Source organism: Chlamydia pneumoniae TW-183, from assembly GCF_000007205.1.
Classification (GTDB): domain Bacteria; phylum Chlamydiota; class Chlamydiia; order Chlamydiales; family Chlamydiaceae; genus Chlamydia; species Chlamydia pneumoniae.
Genome location: NC_005043.1, coordinates 392,968 through 411,636 on the forward strand (window position 1 = coordinate 392,968; position 18,669 = coordinate 411,636).

Below are 18,669 nucleotides of genomic sequence, written 5' to 3' on the forward strand. Positions count from 1 at the left end.
TGCTTTTTAGTGGGTAGGGATTTTTTTTATTAACTCCCATTTCACGAATTCGTACGCTTTTTTCAATCAAAAGGTTATAATAACCGTGAGACATTCTGGTTGTACTATGAAGTGTAGTCCTTTAACACTAGTTCCCCATATATTTTTAAAAAATGACTGCGAATGTCATAGATCTTGTTCTTTAAAAATTAGGACAATTGCCCGACTCATTCTTGGGCTTGTTCTAGCTCTTGTTAGCGCACTTTCTTTTGTTTTCCTTGCTGCGCCGATTAGCTATGCTATTGGAGGAACTTTAGCTTTAGCCGCTATCGTAATCTTGATTATAACGCTAGTCGTAGCACTGCTAGCTAAATCAAAGGTTCTGCCCATCCCCAACGAACTTCAGAAGATTATTTACAATCGCTATCCTAAAGAAGTCTTTTATTTCGTGAAAACACACTCCCTGACTGTTAACGAATTAAAAATATTTATTAATTGCTGGAAAAGCGGTACAGACCTGCCTCCGAATTTACATAAAAAAGCAGAGGCTTTCGGGATCGATATTCTAAAATCTATAGATTTAACCCTGTTTCCAGAGTTCGAAGAGATTCTTCTTCAAAACTGCCCGTTATACTGGCTCTCCCATTTTATAGACAAAACTGAATCTGTTGCTGGGGAAATCGGATTAAATAAAACACAAAAAGTTTATGGTTTACTTGGGCCCTTAGCGTTTCATAAAGGATATACAACTATTTTCCACTCTTATACACGCCCTCTACTAACATTAATCTCAGAATCACAGTATAAGTTCCTATATAGTAAAGCGTCTAAGAATCAATGGGATTCTCCTTCTGTGAAAAAAACCTGCGAAGAAATATTCAAGGAACTCCCCCACAATATGATTTTCCGGAAGGATGTTCAAGGAATCTCACAATTCTTATTTCTTTTCTTTTCTCATGGTATCACTTGGGAACAGGCTCAGATGATTCAACTTATAAATCCTGATAATTGGAAAATGTTGTGTCAGTTTGATAAAGCAGGAGGCCACTGTTCCATGGCAACATTTGGAGGCTTTTTGAATACTGAAACAAATATGTTCGATCCAGTATCCTCTAACTATGAACCTACAGTGAACTTCATGACGTGGAAAGAATTGAGGGTTTTACTAGAGAAAGTAAAAGAAAGTCCTATGCACCCAGCGAGTGCTCTTGTTCAGAAGATATGCGTAAATACAACGCACCATCAAAATCTGTTAAAACGATGGCAATTTGTTCGTAATACGAGTTCACAATGGACATCAAGCTTACCTCAGTATGCTTTCCACGCCCAAACCTACAAACTAGAGAAAAAAATAGAAAGCAGTCTCCCTATACGATCTTCCCTATAAGGGGAGTCTGATCATTTGCAATACCTACAAGCAAATTGCGTTTGAAAGACTTTTTATAATTGAGATTTAGAAATATAAAAAAATCTTTAATTTTTATAAAAAGAATACGTTATTCCCAATCGGGAAAAGAACAAAAAGGGGCTCGCCCTTTTTTTAAAAAAAGCATAACAAGCTCTCTCGTTATTCTTCTTCTAGAAGCTATCTTCAATGAAAACTTTTCATCAATAATACAAAACAATTTCAATAAAAATTTTAAAAATAAAAACATTTCTATTAATAGGATTTTTGTTAAATTTACGATATAATACGCAAATTGATGAGCCTAGGAAATGTATGAGTAATATAACCTCGCCAGTTATTCAAAATAATCGCTCTTGTAATTATTATTTTGAATTAAAGAATTCAACCACTATTCATATTGTTATCAGTGCCATCTTACTCTGCGGAGCTTTGATAGCTTTCTTGTGTGTAGCAGCTCCTGTTTCCTATATTCTAAGTGGCGCATTGTTAGGATTAGGATTATTAATAGCCTTGATTGGTGTGATTTTAGGAATAAAAAAAATCACGCCTATGATTTCATCAAAAGAACAAGTATTCCCCCAAGAACTCGTAAATAGAATCAGGGCGCACTATCCTAAATTTGTCTCTGATTTTGTTTCAGAAGCTAAACCAAATCTTAAAGATCTCATAAGTTTTATTGATCTTCTAAATCAATTGCACTCTGAAGTTGGATCATCTACAAATTACAACGTATCTGAAGAACTACAACAGAAAATAGATACGTTCGAGGGTATCGCACGCTTAAAAAATGAAGTCCGTACTGCTTCTCTTAAAAGACTTGAAAGCGCTGCTTCTTCCCGTCCCCTCTTCCCCTCTTTACCAAAAATCTTACAAAAGGTATTTCCATTTTTCTGGTTAGGAGAGTTTATTTCTGCAGGCAGCAAGGTTGTAGAGCTCCATCGAGTTAAGAAAATTGGAGGCAGCCTCGAAGAAGACCTTAGTGATTATATAAAACCAGAGATGCTTCCTACCTATTGGTTGATTCCTTTAGATTTTAGACCAACAAATTCCTCTATTCTAAATCTACACACATTAGTTTTAGCTAGAGTCTTAACTCGTGATGTTTTTCAACATCTTAAGTATGCAGCATTAAATGGCGAGTGGAACCTGAATCATAGTGATCTAAATACTATGAAACAGCAGCTCTTTGCTAAATATCATGCGGCGTATCAATCCTATAAACATCTATCTCAACCCTCTCTTCAAGAGGATGAATTCTATAACCTGCTCTTGTGTATTTTTAAGCATAGGTACTCGTGGAAGCAGATGTCCTTAATAAAAACAGTCCCGGCTGATTTATGGGAAAACCTCTGTTGCTTGACTTTAGACCATACAGGACGACCCCAAGACATGGAATTTGCCTCTCTAATTGGTACTCTCTACACACAAGGCCTAATTCATAAAGAAAGCGAAGCATTTCTTTCTTCATTGACACTCCTTAGTTTAGATCAGTTTAAAACGATCCGTCGTCAGTCAACCAATATAGCGATGTTCCTTGAGAATTTAGCAACTCATAATTCCACCTTTAGAAGCTTACCACCTATAACAGTCCATCCACTCAAGAGAAGCGTCTTCTCCCAACCTGAAGAAGACGAGTCCTCCCTGCTGATAGGTTAGAGATTTCTATTTTGGAATAAGAAAAATTCTACTCCCTCTCGTAGCCCCTTTCGAGACTAAAAAGCTAGTTACCTGGTTTAGTCTTTAAAGAAGATACTCGTCTTCCTATGAATTCTAGCTCCTGTTACAAAATTGACGTCATAAACCCTAGCTCTGGCATTTCCATGCTCTAGAGCTATTCTGTGAAGACCCTGTCTTAATACACTCTCTAATCGCTTAGAAACTGAACTCAAATGCCTTAACAAGAATTTACCTAGTTCTTTCTTTGGCTCATCAGAAGCAGAAAATGCTTGAACAGCTTCTTTTAGATCCTGAATCACATACAGGCCTAGGTTTACATCAAAATCGATAGAAGATTCGTCAAGAAGATTTTGGGATGACAAAGCTCCTACAAGAGCACAAAGCTGAAGGTTGTATGCGGTACTGTTATCTACAAAACACAGCCAATCCCAAGCATCTCTAGGAAGTTGAGTGATCAGCTGTAGCTGATCAAAAGAATAGCCATGCAAGCTCAACAATAGCAATTCCTTACTGATTGTCTCTTTTGTAAGTCCCCCTGCTTCGGTCTTTAGAGTTCCTCGTGCCGTATAGGTAGTGTAGATACGCTCTACAATTGCTTTGACTTCACCAGTATCCCATTTCTCTTGAAGAGCCTTGTTTTTTAATAAAAGAACGTCCTCTTTCGTTAATTGTTGAAGAATATGATGCGTCTCTTTACAAAAAATTGTAGCCTTAGCTGTACTGTATCCCAAAGGCCCTAGCCAATAGTACCCATAACATTCTCTAGGGACACCTAGGTCTCTACAAACTTGTGGATCTCCTGCTGATATAAATTTCTGAAGCCAATATAACGGGCAGGTTTGGCTTAAAAGATCTTCAAATATTGGCCAATTATTCTTTTCTAAATCACCTGCGAGCCTGCTAATACCAAAACTCTCTACTTTACTTCGCAATTCAGAAGGCAATTGTTTGATTTTCTCTTCAGGAGATATGTTACACAACAGGGCAGTAGAAAATTGTCTAAACTCGGCTAATGTTACCTGCTGTTCTCTTACAAATGCAGAGATTGAAAGGCCATAAGCTTCATCTATCACGTGAGTAAATCTATCAGGAATGATTCTTGGTGTTGGTGGAAGCTTCTTCTCTCCAAAAATCAAAGCTAAAATTACTAAAGAAAGAATGACAAAGGCAATAAAAGCTAAAACACTCCCAACAATATAAGAAACGGGAGGAGCCAAACAGCCTAAAGCTGCTAATGCACCTATACAAAAGAGGCTGGCAATGGCTATTCTTACAATAGTCCTTGAACTCAAAGGAAAGGTAGAATGACACTCGCAATGATTTTTAAATAAAGCATGTGGAACGATCGTCATGCTCATAGCCAACTCCTTAGATATAGATCTATTGAAGGCAGTATAGATTATGTGTAAATAAAAATCTCTAATTCAAGAATTTCCTGTAATAAAAAATCCCATGAAAAATAGCTCTCTCTTACCCTTCAGATTAGGCAAACTTTTTACAATCCCCGAAAAAAATGCAGATCGAACACTTAAGGATTTCAAAAATTTCTGCCAAGCTGACCTAGGATTTTTTTCTCACTCCCTATCTAAATGGTATTTAGGATAATTCAAGAAGGTATTTTCGAACCTTTGATTTAGATCTAAGGAACCTAGGTACTGTCTAAACCTTTGAAAGTGTTTTTCAAATACATTACAAAGATCTTTTGCAACCCCGTGTTTTGTTGGTTTGCTTAACAACTGCATTTCTATCAGTTCTTCCCAGGTCAATAGAGAAACCTCAGGAAGGTAAAATTGCTCTTTTGCTTCGTATAATGCCCAGGACGAATGTAACAGCCCAACCAGACGTGATAACTGGAATCCCTCGCCTTGAGAATCAAAATCACAAAGCCAATCCCATCCGGACTCATTCATATATTGAAATAATTGCACTTGCTTTCAAGAGAGCTTGTGAGAAAAAATAAGGTGAAGGAGGGAATCAAACTGTTCGTAATCAGCGTTTAACTCTGCTTCATCTACCTCTTCTTTATCAGCATAATATCTTGTAAAAAGGTTTTGTCTGATTTGAACGAGTTCCGAAGAACTCCACGTGTTTTTCTTGAGACCATCTTCTAAAAGAGCAAACTCTCCAAAGCTAATTTTCTTTAACAATAGAAGAGATCGACGTTCAAAAAGAGAGGGAGCGTTCTCGTACAGTCCTAAAGGACCACACCAATAGTATCCATAGGTTCCTGGAGTGACATCCGATACCATGGGATATACCAGACGTCCCAACCAATGCAATGGGCAATGCTGTAGAAGAATTTCTTCAAAATTAGGGAGCTTACTTGGATGTACATCTTTGAACTTCTCAATGCCAAACTGTAAGAGTTTTTCTTGTAAATATACTGGTGCTTTGTCGAAAACATTCGTCTTATTAAGAATAGAGATCAAGTGATGTATCTCATAAATGGAAACCTCCTGATCTCTAATAAAATCAACAACAATACTTGGATAATGTTCTTGGATGAGTTCCATGATTTTCTTAGGGATCAGCAACTCCTTAGGTTCTTGTCTCATCTTATAAATCATAAACATAGCAGAAGCAAAAAGAATAAGAGAAACTAGAACAAGAGCAGTTCCTAACTCTATGGATAAAAGAGATTGACTGCATACCAAAGCTACAATAGCGAGTACAGCAGCAACAACAGAAACGATAATCAGGCTAAGCGCTGGCTGGCACACCGAAAATTGGGTAGCCTGACTATAGTTGACTTGGGTATTCCTATACACAGGCTGTATATTAACCATAGAAGCTCCATTGTGACTTGAGTATCAGCGTGTTATATTATTTTCCTAATCATTTTAGAATTCATGGAATTATTTTACTTCTATAAATTTCTTTCACATAGACTCCAGAGCTTGAAAAAATCGATTGCGAAGACCTGAACTCCTACTCAAATAGATCTCCTGACTTTCCAGTTCTTCACTACATTGAAGAGCACTATCTCGGACATAAGAACACTCATTCCTCTCTTATACTCTTGGATCGAGTCGATTTAACTATCTCAAACCCCAATGCTTTCATGAATTTTATTATGCTTGTCTAAATGACTGAAAAAATGACCCGCAAGGACTTTAGATGAACATATGTAAATGGTAAATATTTTTTTATCTCTTTTAGAATCGGTTTCCCTTTCTATAGAATCCTGAGTGGGAATCAGTTTCATACTAACGGAGAGCACTTCTTCTCACTTAGTTTTTTCTACTGCTAGCCACTCTGGAACTCTACCTCAAATCAGATTCGACTTTAAACCCTTGTGGTTTCTACATCTCATCTATTATACTTTCATCTATCCAAAGCTAAAGATGACCGCATGATCATTTTGCTAATAAAGAGATGCAGTCCGCAAAAGTATTTGAGAAGCTGGTCTTTGTCTGAAGGAGCCTTCTCAATGCAGCTTTATGAAACCAGGAATAAACCTAGATAACACTACAGTACATTTTGAAAGAATATAAGATAGAGAACATTCGCAATTTTTCAATCATAGCGCATATTGATCACGGGAAGTCTACAATTGCTGATCGCCTTTTAGAAAGTACGAGCACAGTAGAAGAACGGGAGATGCGTGAGCAGCTCTTAGATTCCATGGATCTTGAAAGAGAGCGTGGCATTACAATTAAAGCTCATCCTGTCACCATGACGTATCTATATGAAGGAGAGGTGTATCAACTGAACCTGATTGATACCCCTGGTCACGTGGACTTTTCGTATGAAGTCTCTCGATCTCTATCTGCATGTGAGGGCGCCTTACTTATTGTAGATGCCGCCCAGGGGGTGCAGGCACAAAGTCTTGCTAATGTCTACCTGGCCCTTGAAAGAGATTTAGAGATCATTCCTGTATTAAACAAGATTGATCTACCTGCCGCTGATCCCGTGAGAATTGCTCAACAGATTGAAGATTATATAGGCCTAGACACTACGAACATTATTGCCTGTTCTGCAAAAACAGGTCAGGGGATCCCTGCAATCCTGAAAGCAATTATCGATCTTGTTCCTCCTCCAAAAGCACCTGCAGAAACAGAGCTTAAAGCTTTAGTCTTTGATTCTCATTATGACCCTTACGTTGGCATTATGGTCTACGTACGCATTATTAGCGGGGAATTAAAAAAAGGAGACCGCATTACTTTTATGGCGGCTAAAGGCTCCTCGTTTGAAGTCTTAGGTATAGGGGCCTTTCTCCCTAAAGCAACATTTATAGAAGGTTCCTTACGCCCTGGTCAGGTGGGTTTTTTTATTGCCAATCTCAAAAAAGTGAAGGATGTGAAGATCGGCGATACAGTCACGAAAACAAAACATCCTGCAAAAACTCCTTTGGAAGGCTTCAAAGAGATCAATCCGGTAGTTTTTGCTGGAATTTATCCTATAGATTCTTCTGATTTTGATACTTTGAAAGATGCTTTAGGAAGACTACAGCTCAATGATTCTGCTTTAACTATAGAACAAGAAAGCAGTCACTCTTTAGGCTTTGGTTTTCGTTGTGGCTTCTTAGGACTTCTTCATCTTGAGATTATCTTTGAAAGAATCATTCGAGAATTTGACTTAGATATTATTGCAACGGCTCCAAGTGTCATCTATAAAGTCGTCTTAAAAAACGGGAAAGTTCTAGATATTGATAACCCCTCAGGATATCCGGATCCTGCGATCATCGAGCATGTGGAAGAGCCTTGGGTTCATGTGAATATTATCACCCCTCAAGAATATCTGAGCAACATTATGAACCTCTGTTTAGATAAACGTGGGATCTGCGTAAAAACAGAAATGCTAGATCAGCACCGTCTAGTTCTTGCTTACGAACTCCCTTTAAATGAGATTGTCTCGGATTTCAATGACAAGCTGAAGTCAGTAACTAAAGGTTATGGATCCTTTGACTACCGTCTTGGGGATTACCGTAAGGGATCGATCATCAAATTAGAGGTTCTTATTAACGAGGAGCCCATAGATGCTTTTTCTTGTTTAGTCCATAGAGATAAAGCAGAATCTCGTGGAAGAAGTATCTGCGAAAAGCTTGTGGACGTGATTCCACAACAACTCTTCAAGATTCCCATCCAAGCTGCCATTAACAAAAAAGTCATTGCCAGAGAAACGATTCGTGCGCTTTCTAAGAACGTGACCGCAAAGTGTTATGGCGGAGATATTACTAGGAAACGCAAGCTGTGGGAAAAGCAAAAGAAAGGAAAAAAACGTATGAAGGAATTTGGAAAAGTTTCCATTCCCAATACAGCTTTCATTGAAGTTCTAAAATTAGATTAACATTGACGCTTAAAATCAGCACACTGCTTACAATTGAAAATTCGGTAGTGGTGAACTAAATCTCGAGCTACCTAGGGTCTTCTCGAGATTTTTTATTTTTACTTCACTCTTTCTGTAGTTTTCGTGTGCACCCAATCGGTATGATAGAACTCTCCTCGAGGGCGATCGTTACGCTCGTAGGTATGAGCTCCAAAATAATCTCGCAGTCCTTGAGCTAACGACATTGAAGAGCTTGCTGTACGATAGCCATCATAAAACGTGATTGCTGCTGCTAAACAGGGAATAGGTAGCCCTGCACCAATTGCAGTCACTACTGTTCTACGCCATCCCATCTCCGCATGGCGTAATGCTCCACGGAAATATTCTTGGAAGATGAGCGAGGTATTCTCTGGGTTGGCAGCAAATCCTTTATGTATAACATCTAAAAATGCACTTTGAATAATGCATCCCCCGCGCCACATCAAAGCAATTTCTCCTAGGTCTAATCCCCAATTATATTCTTTTGAAGCTTCTCCTAAAAGCATGAATCCCTGAGCATAGCTGATGATCTTGGAAGCGTATAAAGCATGAAAGACATCTTGTATGAATACCGAGGGATCATGGGGCATTTCAAATATTAAGGGGGTTCCTGGATAATTACGGGCAGCTTGCTCGCGTATCTCTTTCCAAGAAGAAAGGAAACGAGCAAGAACAGCTCCTATGATTAAGGAAAGGGGAACTCCAGAATTTAAAGCATCGATTGCGGTCCACTTTCCTGTACCTTTTTGGCCCACGACATCTAAAATCGTATCAATAACAGGGATTCCTTCCGGATCTTTCAATGCTAGGACTTCAGAAGCAATACGAATTAGATAGCTTTCCAACTCTAGAGTATTCCACTCTTTCAAAATTGTAGCAACGGCAGTTGCGGAGAGCTTTAGGAAATCTCTTAAGATACCGTAAGCTTCGCATATCAACTGGATATCGCCGTATTCTATACCATTGTGAACAGCCTTTACATAGTGGCCTGCACCGCCAGTTCCTACCCAAGAACAGCAGGGACGGCCCTGTACTTTTGCTGCTATTGATTGAAAAATAGGAGCCACTAATGGCCACGCCTCAGGATTTCCTCCAGGCATAATTGATGGGCCGTGACGTGCACCTTCTTCTCCTCCAGAAATCCCCACGCCTAAGAAGAGAATCCCCTTTTCTTGCAACTCTTTACATCGTCGTTCGGAATCTTTAAAATAGCTATTCCCCCCATCGATAATCACATCGCCGGGTTCTAGAAAAGGCAGTAACGCATGAATGCTCTGATCCACAGGTTTCCCTGCTTGAATCATCAACATGATCTTTCGTGGTCTCTCCAATGAATTCACAAAATCTTCTAAAGATTCAAACCCTACAAGCTCTCGGTGGTTAGGGTATTCTTTCAAGAAGTCCCGCGTTTTCTCTGGGGTCCGATTATAGACAGAGACAGAAAAACCATGATCTATCATGTTTAAGACAAGATTTTTCCCCATGACAGCTAAGCCAATAAGACCAATATTCGTTTGCAAAGCTACCTAGCCTCCTTAAACTAATTTAAATATAGAACAAGCTTTCGTTTTTTACCTTGAGCCAACAACACATAGTGACCATAACAGATGTCTTGTTCTTCACAAACACTATGCTCATTAGCGATGGGCACATTATTAATATATACCCCTTTTTGTTCAATTAGCCTTCGAATTTCCCCTTTAGATTTACATAGTCCCAAAACAAGAAATAGGTCTAACCAACGTTTCCCTAACACCTCGGATTTATCCAATGAGGCCCCCATCCCTCCTGCAAACAATTCATGAAAATCTTTTTCCGATAAGGATGAAAGATTCCCTGGATGCATGCTACGAGTTACAGAAAGAGCCTCTTCAAGCCCTAGATCTCCATGAATAGCACTTAAGATATCTTGGGCTACAAATTCCTTCACTGCAACTGGATCCGTCTGTACACGCCTATCAATATCTTGAATTTCTTCATTGCTCAATAAAGTTAACGTACGAGCAATTTTAGGGATGGTATCATCGGGCAAACGGAGTAAGTATTGGTACAGCTCAAAAGGAGAGGTTAAATCTGAATCGAGCCATACAGTTCCCGACTCTGTTTTCCCTATTTTTTTCCCCTGAGCATTCGTTAATAAAGGATAGGTAAGGCCGTAGGCCTGACCCAACCCTTTACGGCGAATAAAATCGATTCCTGAAGTAATATTCCCCCACTGATCGCTACCACCGCACTGCAAGATCGTGCCATAATTTTTAAATAAGTGATAAAAATCATAGGATTGCAGGATTAAATAGCTAAACTCGGTATAGCTAATTCCTTCATCAGAATGCACCCGCTGCTTTATTGTATCTTTCACTAGCATTTGGCCTAAACGAAAGTGTTTTCCTATATCCCTTAAGAAATCAATCAGGGAGATCTCCTGCAACCAGTCTGCATTATTTACAAGAGTCACCCCGGGAAGATAGCGCTGGAGACACGCCGTGATCTTTTGACTGTTATCAAAAACTTCACTTGTCTGAAGTAACGATCTCTCGCTCTGTTTCCCTGAGGGATCTCCAACCATACCTGTGGCTCCCCCGACTAAAGCTATGGGGGTAATCCCCAGAGCAGCGAGTCTCTTCAAGAAACAAATCCCAATCCAATGACCAATATGTAGAGCAGGTGCGGTAGGATCAAATCCTAAATAAGCGGCGATAGGTCCCTCTACGGATTCCAAACCTGCGGTAAAATTCTCTAAAATATTTCGCTCTTGTAAAGATTGTAACCAGGATTGCATGAGTGATCGTACATAATTAAGAATTGCCAAGCTCTATCTTATCGATCCTAAAGCTTATATGCAAGGCACCACCTATCTAACAATAAAGAAAAGATTGTACGCTGAGAATAATTCCTTTGCTGAGATACCATAACTTCTATCTTCTCTAAAGATTAGGTCGCTATGTCTACATCTCCAATTGGGGTTCCGTCGATGCTAAACGCCGCAACTAGTCTAAATGCCACAACTAGCAAGGCACCCCTTCCTACCTCTACCCTAGCCGAACGTATTAAAGAATGGCTGCCCCGCATTCTTCTCTTGATTGTAGGAGCAATCTTCACAATTGCTGGCTGCATTGTTATGGCGTTGACTAAACAAATTCTTTACGGATTACTCTGTGTCGTAGGAGGGCTTCTCCTAGCTCTAGGACTGCTCTTAAAACCTGAGAACTGTATTTATCGAAATGCAGAGAGTGCTGCGCGAAGCTTAAGCAATGCTTTAGAGTGAATTTGAGAGACGCGAGACTCACTTACCCCAAGGACCTTACCGATTTCCTTAAGGACAAGTTCTTCATAGTAGTACAGGGCCATGACCTTGCGTTCCTTTTCCTCAAGTTCCTGAATCGCATTGGCTAAACATAAAGAAAATTCTTGTTTATCTACAACATCGTACCCTGTCTCGGCACGTTCATCGGGGATTCTCTCTTCAAGAGCCATTCCGGCTCCTTCATCACTTTGTGAAGGCCACTCTTCATTCAGAGACACGATTAATGCAGGACGGGCAGATACAAACCATCCCGAAAGCTCTTGTTGCGAAATATTGAGATACTCACACAGTTCAAGATCCGTGGGTTCCTTGCCTAAAGACTGGCGAAGAGAATCCATAGCTCCTGACAATTTATTCGCTTTTTGATGGACACTACGAGGAACCCAGTCTTGCTTACGCAGATCATCAATAATGGCAGCCTTAATCAGAAATACCGCATAACCTTCAAAACGACGACTTCTCTCAGGATTATAACGTTCCACCGCACGGACGAGACCTTCAACACCCGAAGCATACAAATCCTCGGTCTTTACATGGGAAGGCATCCCTGAAATCAAACGATGAACCACACTTTTTACTAAAGGCAAATAGAACTCAATTAAGCTATCGCGATACTCTATTTCCTGAGTCTCCCAGTAGAAGTTCCAAACCTCTATGATGTTTTGAGTTTGCTGTGTTTTCACAAATTTTTTTTTATCTAGTTATTTATTAGATTAATTCAAAAAAAATTTTTAAACAATATTTACACCAACAAAAAAAATACGAAAGTAATAGTGCTTACAGAAGATTAAATTAAATTAAGGAACTAAAACCTCATCTGAAACGATCCCTAAGAAGGAAATAGGGATTTCTTTAGGAAGCTCATCATGAGATAAAACCAAAAGATCAGGGAAATGTGGGTCGAGCATTTTTTTCATCTCAAATCGTGTTTCACAGCTCGTAACTATGGCTCGAAAATCTTTAAATACCGACCGTTCTAAAAGACTGTCTACTCGACGGATCACATTCTCTTGCATTACAGGATTAGACTTTGAGTATGAGCTGTTTATCAATTCTTCAACATGAAAATCTATGGTAATTACCTCAAGGGTTTGTTTCTGATCCCAGAGACTTCTCCCAATCCAATATCCGAGAGACTTTCGCACTTTTTCCGCAAGGATCTCCAAGCTGTCTCCAGAATTTTGGTATACCGCAACGGCCTCTAGAATCTTTGGGAAAAGCTTAAGCGATACCCTTTCTCTAACAAGGAGGCGAGAAAGAACTACAAGAGAGCTTAAAGAGATTTTCTTAGGAACGATGTCTTCAACAGCGATGCCAAACACTCTCTCTGATTCCTCAAGGTACTTTTGAACTACCTCGGCATTGAGAGCCTCATGAGCGATGTTTCTAAGGAAAGGAAGCACAGCCTCTGGAGTCATTTCATCTAAGTATACATTCTGGCCAAATACTCGGAGCCAAGGACGCTCTTCAATACGTAGAGAAGTAAGCACAGGCAATCTAACTCCTAAATCTTCAAATACTTCTTCGGATGCTGCACGATATACTTGATAGAACTGTGATTCTTGTTCCTTAGGGCAGGCCCCCTCAACATAAGAGAACGCACGTTCTATACAAGAATCTTCTGATGCAGGCTCTTCTTTTCGATACGCCAACCATAAAAGACTCGCGAGCAAAACGATAGGGAATTTTGGAGAACTGGGAATGCAGCACAAAGAAAAGATCAATAACGACACCACCCTGAAATGCTGACGCAACTGTTTGTAGTATTCGAACAGGTAATTTAAAAGGCTCTCTTCCTTATCGATTTTACTAATAAGAGTGGCTGCAGCACACGAAGTAAGTAAAGCAGGTACTTGACTCACTAAAGCATCTCCTAAAACTGTAAACCACATCTGCTCAAGAGCATAACCCGAAGTATAATAAAGACAAGTTACAGAAACTACGTTCACGAGTAAAAGGATACAACTAATAATTGCATCCCCTTTAACAAAACGAAAGACCCCCTCCATGGCAGAGAAGAAATCCCCTTCTTCTATAAGGGCATTTTTTTGTTTTTTGACAGCCTTATAAGAAGCTCTTCCAGAAACAAGATCAGAATCCAAAGCCATCTGTTTTGCTGGAAGAGCCTCTAAGAAAAACCGCGAACGGACCTCTGCGATTCTTTCCGAACCCTTTGAAACCATCAAAAAGTTCACAAAGAAAAGAAGGAGGCACGCAAACGTTGCTGCCCATAGACTTCCTAAAGAGAAGAAACTGCCTAAAGAAACAATCAGAGAAGAGGCGGTTCCTGAAGAGACAATCCATCGTGTTGATGCAAGATTCAATCCCAACCGCAATAGGCAAAGATATAAGAAAAATGGAGGAAAAAGCTTCGCTGAATTGCTTGAATTTAAGGTAAAGACCCAACAGACCGTTAGTAAAGACAATGCAAAACTAATACACAATCCAAAATCAAGAAGGATCTGAGGAAGAGGTAAAAAGATTAGTACTAGGATGCTAAGAGGGACAAAGATCATTCCCCTTACACCATCTTTCTTCCCAGACACAAAAACAGCCTCCTAGAGAATCCCTGCCTTTTCTCATACTTCCCTCTTCCATATATCTGCAAGTAAAACTCTAAAGAGACGTTATGAAGCATCTTTGATCTTGTCGACTATTTCCTTCTATGCTAACGTTGATCTCTTTTACTCGAAAATTTTATTTTACGGAGTATAGCGCAGCTTGGTTAGCGCGGTTGCTTTGGGAGCAATAGGTCGGGGGTTCGAATCCCTCTACTCCGAACTTCATTTTAATCTATCCGACAATACGTAGAAGGAAAACTCCATGGCCAAGCTAGTCATTACCTCTGATGATGAACAACAAGAGTTCGAGTTAGAAGACAATAGTGAGATCGCAGAGCCTTGTGAATCCATGGGCATTCCCTTTGCTTGTACAGAAGGTGTCTGTGGAACTTGTGTGATAGAGGTCTTAGAAGGACGTGAGAATCTTTCTGAGTTTACGGAACCAGAATACGATTTTCTAGGAGAACCCGAAGACTCTAACGAACGTCTTGCTTGTCAGTGCCGCATCAAAGGTGGCTGTGTCAAAGTTACTTTCTAATCTTAGAAAATAAAAATTTTATATTAATACAACTTCTATTCTGACGAACTCTTTTCTAAGTAGTTATGCGACTCTTTGCATTCAGGAAAGGCTTGATTTACTCGCGAGCCTTTCCCCTATCTTTCTTGTTTTCAAAAAAAATTTAACTAAATAAACTTATTATTTTTTATATTTACTTAGAAAGATGACAAATTAAAAAATATTTTTAAATGCAGAAATGTTTTTAATTATTTAAATATCAATAAAAGAGATATAATTTAAAGGAACTCAGGTGAATTCCTTAATTATGGCTACAATCTCACCCATATCTTTAACTGTAGATCATCCCCTAGTAGACACTAAAAAAAAATCCTGCAGCAACTTTGATAAGATTCAGTCTCGAATTCTATTGATTACTGCAATCTTTGCTGTCTTAGTTACTATAGGGACCCTACTTATTGGTTTGCTTTTAAATATTCCTGTTATCTATTTCCTCACAGGAATTTCATTTATTGCTGTTGTTCTTAGCAACTTTATCCTTTATAAACGAGCAACCACCCTCTTAAAACCGCGTGCTTGTGGCAAACACAAAGAAATAAAACCAAAAAGGGTCTCCACCAACCTACAGTATTCTTCTATCTCTATCGCAATCAATCGTTCTAAAGAAAACTGGGAACACCAACCCAAGGACCTACAGAATCTCCCCGCACCCTCTGCATTACTCACAGATAACCCTTACGAGATATGGAAAGCTAAACATTCACTGTTTTCCCTAGTATCCCTCCTACCGGGAGGCAATCCAGAACATCTCTTAATTTCAGCTTCCGAAAATTTAGGAAAGACTCTGTTAATTGAAGAAACCTCGCAAAATGCGCCTATATCCTCCTACGTAGATACCACTCCCTCCCCAAAATCCTTGCTCAATGAGGCAATTCAGGAAACCAGGGTAGAAATAAATACAGAACTCCCTGCGGGAGATTCAGGAGAACGTTTATACTGGCAACCCGATTTCCGAGGCCGCGTCTTCCTCCCACAAATACCAACAACTCCTGAAGCCATCTACCAATACTACTATGCACTCTATGTCACTTATATCCAGACTGCGATCAATACGAACACCCAAATTATCCAAATCCCTTTATACAGCTTGAGGGAGCATCTCTATTCTAGAGAATTGCCCCCGCAATCAAGAATGCAACAATCTTTGGCTATGATTACAGCAGTAAAATACATGGCCGAGCTGCACCCAGAATATCCGCTAACTATTGCTTGTGTTGAAAGATCCTTAGCCCAACTACCTCAAGAAAGTATTGAGGATCTCTCTTAGGATCTCTATCTCACTCAAAACGGCTATCCTAAAATCAAGGGTACAGTAGATTCGCGAACGAAAAAACAAACTCTTGGTACGCATCTTTTCAGTTTGGTTATCTCGAGATGATGAGGGACAAAAAGGCTCCTAAAGCCTCCAAGATCTTTCCATGACGCAATTCAAGAAAAATCAAAATAGCCCCTCAATAATAGAAAAAACACTCTCACGACTTATACAAATCAAATACGTAATATTTTACGCACGAATTCTTAGGTACTCTTGTTTTAATAAAAGATATTGCAACACTTCTCTTCTAAGTTAAATTAAAAACTCATGTTTTTATAAAAAAATATTACACAAAAGAAAATATAGAATTTTATTCTCTAATAAAAATTAAATTAAGGTATAATATCTGCGCAAATTTTAATTAAAGGATATTAAAATAAATGGGATATCTTCCAGTATCTGCTACGGACGTTCTTTTTGAAAGTCCAGCCGCTCCCTTAATCAATAGCGCAAACACACAAAATCAGAAACTCATAGAACTCAAGGGGAAGCAGCAAGCTGAGTCTTCTCCACGGACAATCACTTCTGTCATATTGGAAGTTCTCCTAGTGATCGGATGCTGCCTCATAGTTCTTAGTTTATTGGCAATCCGCCCTGCTCTGCAATTCACTCTAGAAACTGGACATCCAGCTGCCATTGCAGTCCTTGCTGTCTCAGGAACAATTCTATTGGTGGCTGTTATCATCTTGTTTTGCTTTCTAGCAGCTGTGCCATTCGCTGCTAAGAAAACTTATAAATATGTTAAGACGGTTGATGACTATGCTTCTTGGCATTCTCATCAGCAAACACCGACCCTAGGCACTATCTTTTCAGGTATCGTCTATGCAGAATCCCAGGCGCAATTATAGCTCTCCTAACCTTACAAACTTTCTTATTGAGACCTCTACAACTCACCCAGTTTGTGATTGACCTCCTTTTTGTTTAAGATAGAGATTATGAAGACCCAAAAAGCGGCAATTCTTATAAGTCTGACTGTACCGACTTATAGACAAAAGATAAGCCACTGCCTGTGTCTTCAAATTAAAACTCATTAAATTGTTATTAAATGAAAATATTTCACAAATAGTTAATTTCTACACTGTTGTAAAACATCGTTCTCCCTACCCCCCCCTTTTATTGACCTCTGAAGATGATATATGGGCCTTCGAAAGTAAACCTGATGTCCTCCGTTACCCATGCCCATGAAATACACATGTCTTCACCCCCCATTAGAATCTCAAGTAGTATTGTCGATCTAAGAAGTCTTTGAATCCCATGGCTGGGGTAGAATCGTTCCCCATAAAACCACAAACGCCACCCTTTTGAACCAAGTGGAGAAAAAACTCTGTGTGGCACCCACTTAGAGTTCTCTTATGAACTAAACAATAAGGTGCGCCTGCTACGCCTTAACTCATTAAAATTAATGAAATTAAAAAGAATTTATAAAAATCTTTATTATCAAAGAAAAAGATTTTTTGTAAAAAACAACAAATTAAGATATAATCTTTTCCTTTAAATAGATATTTTATGACTAAAACCACTTCAATCCCAGATGTACACGAGAATCAATCACATTTGTCTGTAGATGAGAGATTGATCTCAGAATCACCCGTGCTTACTAAGAAAGAAGTGATTGCTAAAATAATAAAACTCACAGCTCTTATTCTTGCTTTAGCCATAGCTGTAGGGACTGCAGTTGTTGCTGGAGTTCTTGGTATGCCTCTCATGGCTATAGCCACTGGTGCTGCTCTCCTTGCAGCAGTCGTACTCTCTTGTCTTCTTTTAAGAAGAAGAGAGCCATCCAAACCGACAGAAGAGCTCCTTGGGCCCCAAAAACATGTCCCCAAGGATATTGCAGCTCAAGTGCAACCCTCAGTCCCTCTGGATTACCAAAAGCTGCTGAGAAATGAATGGACCCTAGTCAATACTCTCTCAGAAATCAATATATCCTGGACTCTCCAAGATCCTAATCAAAGATACTATGTCTGGGAACATCAAGGAGCCCCAATTACCTTAGTAGCCACTACAGGAGACATCGCTAAACCACGCCTGAAAACCTCAGGAAGAGTCATGATTGTTAACGCAGCGAATTCGAACATGCAATCTGGTGGATCCGGAACCAATGCTGCTCTCTCAGCAGCCACACACCCTACTTGTTGGAACAATACGAGAACATCTGGGGGAAAAATAAACACTGGCAAAGGATTATCTGTGGGTGAATGCCGCTCAGCACCCTGGATCAATAGAGACTGGACGAATAAATGATACGAACCCAGGAGAAGCACATTTCTTAGCACAACTTCTTGGTCCTAAATATGAAGGAGAATTGAAAGCACATCCTGAGAAATTAAGCAATGTTATTAAGAAAGCCTATTTGAACTGTTTTGATGAAGCTCTCAATAACCAAGCCACTGTGGTCCAAGTGCCTCTGATCTCTTCCTCTATATACTCACCTGGAGGAAAGCTGGAACTAGAACCCGTAAACCAAACAAAGCCTAATAGCAGTGCATATAAGCTTTACCACATCCGTACGTAGTGGGTAAATGATATAAAGAAAGGTCT

At 39.5% G+C, this 18,669-nt stretch carries 14 protein-coding genes, 1 tRNA gene and 1 pseudogene; 10 read left to right on the plus strand and 6 right to left on the minus strand.

Features of this window, described 5'->3' with window-relative positions; translation table 11 throughout:
• Positions 1 to 85 precede the first annotated feature (85 nt).
• The gene (locus CPB_RS01790) at positions 86 to 1,366 is read left to right on the plus strand and encodes a DUF1389 domain-containing protein (RefSeq protein WP_011126113.1); all 1,281 of its coding nucleotides are present in this window, start codon (positions 86 to 88) and stop codon (positions 1,364 to 1,366) included.
• Positions 1,367 to 1,699: 333 nt separating this feature from the next.
• On the plus strand, positions 1,700 to 3,043 hold the full coding sequence (locus CPB_RS01800; protein ID WP_010882997.1) for a DUF1389 domain-containing protein: 1,344 nt from the start codon (positions 1,700 to 1,702) through the stop codon (positions 3,041 to 3,043).
• A 77-nt stretch (positions 3,044 to 3,120) separates the two neighbouring features.
• Here CPB_RS01800 and CPB_RS01805 read toward each other — a convergent pair whose 3' ends face one another.
• Positions 3,121 to 4,416 carry a DUF1389 domain-containing protein gene (locus CPB_RS01805; RefSeq protein ID WP_233417556.1) on the minus strand — a complete coding sequence of 432 codons (1,296 nt, stop codon included), beginning with the start codon at positions 4,414 to 4,416 and terminating at the stop codon, positions 3,121 to 3,123.
• A 222-nt stretch (positions 4,417 to 4,638) separates the two neighbouring features.
• Positions 4,639 to 5,850 (minus strand): annotated as a pseudogene (locus tag CPB_RS05800) (DUF1389 domain-containing protein).
• Positions 5,851 to 6,544: 694 nt separating this feature from the next.
• Between CPB_RS05800 and lepA the strand changes: the two are divergent.
• Positions 6,545 to 8,353 carry a translation elongation factor 4 gene (gene lepA / locus CPB_RS01825; protein WP_010883002.1) on the plus strand — a complete coding sequence of 603 codons (1,809 nt, stop codon included), beginning with the start codon at positions 6,545 to 6,547 and terminating at the stop codon, positions 8,351 to 8,353.
• A gap of 98 nt (positions 8,354 to 8,451) precedes the next feature.
• Here lepA and gnd read toward each other — a convergent pair whose 3' ends face one another.
• Both gnd and tyrS read right to left on the minus strand, forming a co-directional pair.
• Positions 8,452 to 9,891, minus strand: a complete 1,440-nt coding sequence (gene gnd, locus CPB_RS01830; RefSeq protein WP_010883003.1) for a decarboxylating NADP(+)-dependent phosphogluconate dehydrogenase — start codon at positions 9,889 to 9,891, stop codon at positions 8,452 to 8,454.
• Positions 9,892 to 9,911: 20 nt separating this feature from the next.
• Entirely contained in the window at positions 9,912 to 11,150 is a 1,239-nt protein-coding gene (gene tyrS / locus CPB_RS01835) for a tyrosine--tRNA ligase (protein ID WP_010892051.1), read from the minus strand.
• Positions 11,151 to 11,312: 162 nt separating this feature from the next.
• On the opposite strand from tyrS, the gene CPB_RS01840 reads away from it, so the two are divergent.
• Positions 11,313 to 11,636, plus strand: a complete 324-nt coding sequence (locus tag CPB_RS01840; RefSeq protein WP_010892050.1) for a hypothetical protein — start codon at positions 11,313 to 11,315, stop codon at positions 11,634 to 11,636.
• On the opposite strand, the gene CPB_RS01845 is transcribed toward CPB_RS01840, so the two are convergent.
• Both CPB_RS01845 and CPB_RS01850 read right to left on the minus strand, forming a co-directional pair.
• Positions 11,585 to 12,358, minus strand: a complete 774-nt coding sequence (locus CPB_RS01845) for a FliA/WhiG family RNA polymerase sigma factor (RefSeq protein WP_010883005.1) — start codon at positions 12,356 to 12,358, stop codon at positions 11,585 to 11,587. The two genes, CPB_RS01840 and CPB_RS01845, sit on opposite strands and share 52 nt — an antisense overlap.
• A 114-nt stretch (positions 12,359 to 12,472) precedes the next feature.
• Positions 12,473 to 14,221 carry an EscV/YscV/HrcV family type III secretion system export apparatus protein gene (locus tag CPB_RS01850; protein ID WP_010883006.1) on the minus strand — a complete coding sequence of 583 codons (1,749 nt, stop codon included), beginning with the start codon at positions 14,219 to 14,221 and terminating at the stop codon, positions 12,473 to 12,475.
• Positions 14,222 to 14,380: 159 nt separating this feature from the next.
• Between CPB_RS01850 and CPB_RS01855 the strand changes: the two genes are divergently transcribed.
• From CPB_RS01855 to CPB_RS01880, 6 genes are all read left to right on the plus strand, one after another.
• Positions 14,381 to 14,455 (plus strand) — tRNA-Pro (locus CPB_RS01855).
• A gap of 43 nt (positions 14,456 to 14,498) precedes the next feature.
• Positions 14,499 to 14,774, plus strand: coding sequence for a 2Fe-2S iron-sulfur cluster-binding protein (locus CPB_RS01860; protein ID WP_010883007.1), 276 nt, complete (start codon positions 14,499 to 14,501; stop codon positions 14,772 to 14,774).
• 286 nt (positions 14,775 to 15,060) lie between these two features.
• On the plus strand, positions 15,061 to 16,080 hold the full coding sequence (locus CPB_RS01865) for a hypothetical protein (protein WP_010883008.1): 1,020 nt from the start codon (positions 15,061 to 15,063) through the stop codon (positions 16,078 to 16,080).
• 428 nt (positions 16,081 to 16,508) lie between these two features.
• Positions 16,509 to 16,976, plus strand: coding sequence for a hypothetical protein (locus tag CPB_RS01870; RefSeq protein WP_010883009.1), 468 nt, complete (start codon positions 16,509 to 16,511; stop codon positions 16,974 to 16,976).
• A 658-nt stretch (positions 16,977 to 17,634) separates the two neighbouring features.
• Positions 17,635 to 18,372: a hypothetical protein gene (locus CPB_RS01875; RefSeq protein WP_011126120.1), complete on the plus strand. Its 738-nt coding sequence runs from the start codon at positions 17,635 to 17,637 to the stop codon at positions 18,370 to 18,372.
• Positions 18,323 to 18,643, plus strand: coding sequence for a hypothetical protein (locus CPB_RS01880; RefSeq protein ID WP_010883011.1), 321 nt, complete (start codon positions 18,323 to 18,325; stop codon positions 18,641 to 18,643). The genes CPB_RS01875 and CPB_RS01880 overlap by 50 nt, the downstream gene beginning before the upstream one ends.
• Positions 18,644 to 18,669 lie beyond the last annotated feature (26 nt).